At 68.6% G+C, this 4,325-nt stretch carries 4 protein-coding genes; all 4 read right to left on the reverse strand.

Annotated elements, in window-relative coordinates; genetic code table 11:
* The coding region (locus tag HY703_05960; GenBank protein MBI4544716.1) for an NAD-dependent malic enzyme at positions 1 to 523 on the reverse strand (523 nt) is incomplete at its 3' end.
* 40 nt (positions 524 to 563) lie between these two features.
* Positions 564 to 2,543 (reverse strand): Ig-like domain-containing protein, encoded by a 1,980-nt coding sequence (locus HY703_05965; GenBank protein MBI4544717.1) that lies wholly within the window; start codon positions 2,541 to 2,543, stop codon positions 564 to 566.
* 595 nt (positions 2,544 to 3,138) lie between these two features.
* Positions 3,139 to 3,684, reverse strand: coding sequence for a DUF488 domain-containing protein (locus HY703_05970; GenBank protein MBI4544718.1), 546 nt, complete (start codon positions 3,682 to 3,684; stop codon positions 3,139 to 3,141).
* 162 nt (positions 3,685 to 3,846) lie between these two features.
* Positions 3,847 to 4,164, reverse strand: a complete 318-nt coding sequence (locus HY703_05975; protein MBI4544719.1) for a HigA family addiction module antidote protein — start codon at positions 4,162 to 4,164, stop codon at positions 3,847 to 3,849.
* Between the last annotated feature and the right edge of the window lie 161 nt (positions 4,165 to 4,325).

Below are 4,325 nucleotides of genomic sequence, written 5' to 3' on the forward strand. Positions count from 1 at the left end.
CCTTGAAGAGCATCGCCTTGCCCTCCATCACGGGCAGCGCCGCCTCCGCGCCGATGTCGCCCAGCCCGAGCACCGCGCTCCCGTCGCTGACGACGGCGACCATGTTCTGCTTCACGGTCAGGTTCCACACCTTCGACACGTCCTCGGCAATCGCGGAGGACACACGCGCGACACCCGGCGTGTAGGCCATCGAGAGGTCGTCGCGCGTCTTCAGCGGCGCCCGCAATGCGATCTCGATCTTGCCGCCCAGGTGGAGCAGGAACGTGCGGTCGGAGACGTGCAAGACCTCGATGCCGGGCACGTGGCGAGCGGCTTCCACGATCTCCTCGACGTGCGCGGCGTCGGCCGCGAGCACGGTCACGTCGCGGATCTTCGTCCCGCGCTCGACGCGGACGAGGTCGATCGCGTCGAGCAACCCGCCCGCGTCGCCGATCGCGCCGGCGAGCCGGCCGAACGTCCCGGGCTGGTTCTCGAGGCGGACGCGGAGCGTGGCGCTGAACTGCGCCGATGGATGGGCCTTCATGCCGCCCTCGTCGATGATCGTTCTGGCGTGCGCCCCGGGGCTACTTCTCGAAGTAGATGATGTCCGACGACGGGATCCCCCAACTCGTGTAGAGCCGGATCCGCCCCGTGCTCAGCCGCAGTCCGCCGATGTCGCCCACGCCGTCGCTATCCTCCGTCAGGCGCGTCCCCGCGGCGTTCACGAAGCGGATCTCGGTGAAGTCCGACCAGGTCACGCCGTCGGCCGAGAACGCGGTGCCCGTCCGCTCCAGCAGGTAGGTCGCATACATGCGGTAGCCGCCGGGCACCGGAATGACAATCGGGTCGTGCCAGTCCTCGTGCGTCTGGGTAAAGCCGGTCCAGGTCAGGCCGTCCGCGGACCGAACCAGGGCCAGATCGCTTGGACCTTGCTCGTTCGTGTAGTGCACTGAGACGATGCCGGCGTAGCTGCCATCGGCCAGGCGGTAGAAGCTGGCGTGCCCCGCGAACTCGACGGGAGACGTGGGATCGAAGGGGAAGATCTCGATCCGTATCCCTTCCTTCGTGAACGTCACGCCGCCGTCCTGTGAGATCAGGCTCCGCACGTAAAACCTCGGCGCCTGCCCCTGCGCCGGTTGCGGGCCGACCTGGTAGTACATGCGGTAGCGGCCGTCCGGCAGCCGCAGGACGCGCGGGCCGTTCACGGAATACTCGCGATCGTTCGGGTCGCTGGCCCCCTCCAGCACCGTGCCCCGCACCGTCCAGGTCACGCCATCCGGTGAGTCCGCGTACTTGATCGCGCGCGCGGCCTTGCTGTAGTACATGCGGTAGGTGCCGTCGGGCAGCATGATCACGTCGTTCATGCTGGGCTCCTCCCCCGGATGCCCGGCATTGGGGCCGAGCACGAAGCCGCGGAGGACCCAGCGCTCCGTGACCGTGATCGTCGCCGTATCGGCCGGCGTGCCGGCGGCCGCGATCACGCGCACCGCGCCGGGATCCAGCGCCCTGACCAGCCCGGCCGCGCTCACGCTGGCAATGCGCGTGTCCGATGAGGCCCACGTGATCTGCGCCGCGGCGGCGGCCACGCCGTTGGAATCCCGGGCTGTGGCGCTGAGCTGCAGCGTCGAGTCCGTCAGCATGGTGGCTGTGTCCCGGCTGAGCGTGAGCGTCGCCACCACCTGCCGCACCAGGATGCTGGCCGTGTCCGCCACCGCGCCAGACGCCGCGCGGATCAGCGCTGTCCCGACCGCGCGCGAGACGACGTAACCCCGGGAATCGACGCTGGCCACAGCGCTGTCGAGCGAGCTCCATTGGACGGCCGCACCGGCCACGGCGTTGCCGTTGCGGTCGGTCACGGCGGCGGCCAGCACGAGCGTGTCACCAATGGCGTTGAGCGTATCGGCGGCGGGCGTCAGTTGCAGCGCGGTGGGTGTTTGCGTCACGATCGCGAGCGTGGTGTCCGCCCGGCCGCTGGACGTCGCCACGATGCGGGCCGTCCCGGCCCCCCGGGCCCGGACCAGCCCCGATCCCTCCAGCGAAGCAATGGTGGGGTCCGAGGATGCCCACGAAAACGTGGCGCCGTCGATGGCGTTGCCGTACTGGTCAGCGGCCGCGGCCGTGCAACGCGCGGTGTCGCCCAGCGCGGTCAAGCGCATGGTATCCGGCGAAATGGAGACGGACGCCAGCGCGCCCGGCTGCGCCGTGGCCTCGAACGTGACCGCGGCCAGGCCAGTGACGGATGCGCTGGCCTTCTGTGCGCCGGCTCGGGTGCCCAGCGTCCAGTTGGCCTGGGTCCTTCCGTCCGTCCCGGTCGTCGTGGACGTGGCCATCGAACCCCCGCCCTCCACTACGGCCCAGTTCACCGCAACCCCCGTCACCCCGCTTCCCGAGCGGCCCAGCACGGCCACGCCAATCACCACAGTGCTGCCCACCGCCGAGGTTTGTCCCTGTCCGGAAACGATCTGCAGAGAAGCGGGCGTGACCGGTTGCGTGGCATCCTTCCCGCCGCACGCCAGCACCACCACCGCCGCCACCGAAGCTGACCAGCGGCGAAGCGTCCTCATGGAGCACCTCCCTGGACATCCGGCAGCCGAGACGGGAATACTCGTGCCTCGGGGATCCTGCGCCTCCCCCTCCCCGGGACAGCTTCGGCCGCTGTGTTGGCTGCCCGCGCGACTCCTTGGAGAAGCGCAAATTTTCCGGGCGAGCCGCGTTTCCCTCGGCGAGGACACATAGTTCCTCGATAGAACGTGCCCGCTTTCAGGAATCGGACCACCCCGCGCTCGGGCTGCGGCACCGGACCGTCAGGGCGAATCTGTTGCCGCTCCTGACGTTACGGTTCGTGCGCACCGCTGGGTTACGGTGCGGATGGGACAGCTTGCAACCGCTGGGGCAACGGCCAGCGGTGCGTATTGCCCCAACTTCGGACCAGGTCCTCATCTTCCATTCCGGCCGCTTATGCTATCCCGGCGTCCCGCCAACCCGATCTCTGTGGCCCAGTCGGCGGCGACAGGGGGTGCGCGAGGAGGCCTGGCTTAACCAGGGGGGTGGGCCCGGGATAGCTAATTCGGCCAACGGGGAAGGGTAAAACACGGTCCGTGGGTCCGTGGGCGCCGTGGGTGTGCCGCGGCGCGCCGTAGCGGCTGCCGGCAGTCAGTATTAAGGAAGGAGCTCGGTCTGCTCCCCCGGCGGCGCGGGGTAAATCAGCCGGCCGTCGAGGGTAGGTCTGGCCTGCGCGTGAAGCGAGTGCGGCTGCGTGTGGCCGGGGCCGAGGATGTGGACCACGGGGACTGCGCGGGCCACGAGCGCATCGGCAATGAGCTGGCGGTGGCAGCGCCAGGGCACGGCCTCGGCGCACAGGATGGCGAGTCGTTCTTGCTCCGCCCGGCGGATCACTCGCTCGAGCGCGGCGCGGAAGAGATCGCTGTCCATGTGGTCCGCGTAGCCGCGGAAGCCGGCGCTGCGCCAGGCAGTGTTGGGGGAATCTGCCCTGGGGGAGCGGCGGCCGCCCAGGTCGGGTTCGTGAGTGTAGCCGATGCCCGCCGATTTCAGCGTGGCGGCCAGCGCGTCGCGGGTGAAGTGGGGGTGTCGCCGGGATGCCGGGTAGCGGCGTACGTCCACCAGGTGCCGTACGTCCTCCTGCTGCAGCAGAGCCAGCAGCTCGTTGGCAGACCGGGTCGAGTGCCCGATGGTATAGACCGCCATGCTGCCAGTATGCGGGGCCAGAAGCGCGAACTGGCTGGTGCACACCTTCGTAATAACTTCCGCCTACATTTCACCGCCGAGTAATTCACCGGCTGCGCCGACAACACCAGATTCTTGCCGCGGCTATGCGCGGCAAGAATCTCTACTTCGTTTAGCGCGCCCTCAGCTAGCGTTCGGCAACGGCTTCAGGTGAGCGATCTCGGAGGCCTGGTCTGAGCGGAGGGCGTGCCACAGATCCCAATCCTGCTGCAACCCCAGCCAGAAGTCCGCACTCATCCCGGTGACGCGCGCAAGTCGCAGTGCCGTATCGGGCGTGACGCTGCGCTTCCCGTTGATGACCTCGTTCAGCCGGGGGAACGACACGCCAAGGCGAGCCGCGAAGGCCGACTGGGTGATCCCCAGGGGCTTGAGGAACTCCTCGAGGAGCATCTCGCCCGGATGCGTAGGCGGGCGGTGCGTGGGCCGGCGCCGCCGGACCAGGGCCCTTCCCGACGGCCCCCTAGCTAGCTAGCTTCTGCTTATCCGGTTGAGTCAGGTAACCACTATATGCTGGCCGGGAACGCGGGACGGGACACGGCGCTACACTACCAATAGTGATCACCTGAAGCAAGCGGATAAGCAAGAGCTAGCTAGTGGTAGTC

Source organism: Gemmatimonadota bacterium (genome assembly GCA_016209965.1).
Classification (GTDB): domain Bacteria; phylum Gemmatimonadota; class Gemmatimonadetes; order Longimicrobiales; family RSA9; genus JACQVE01.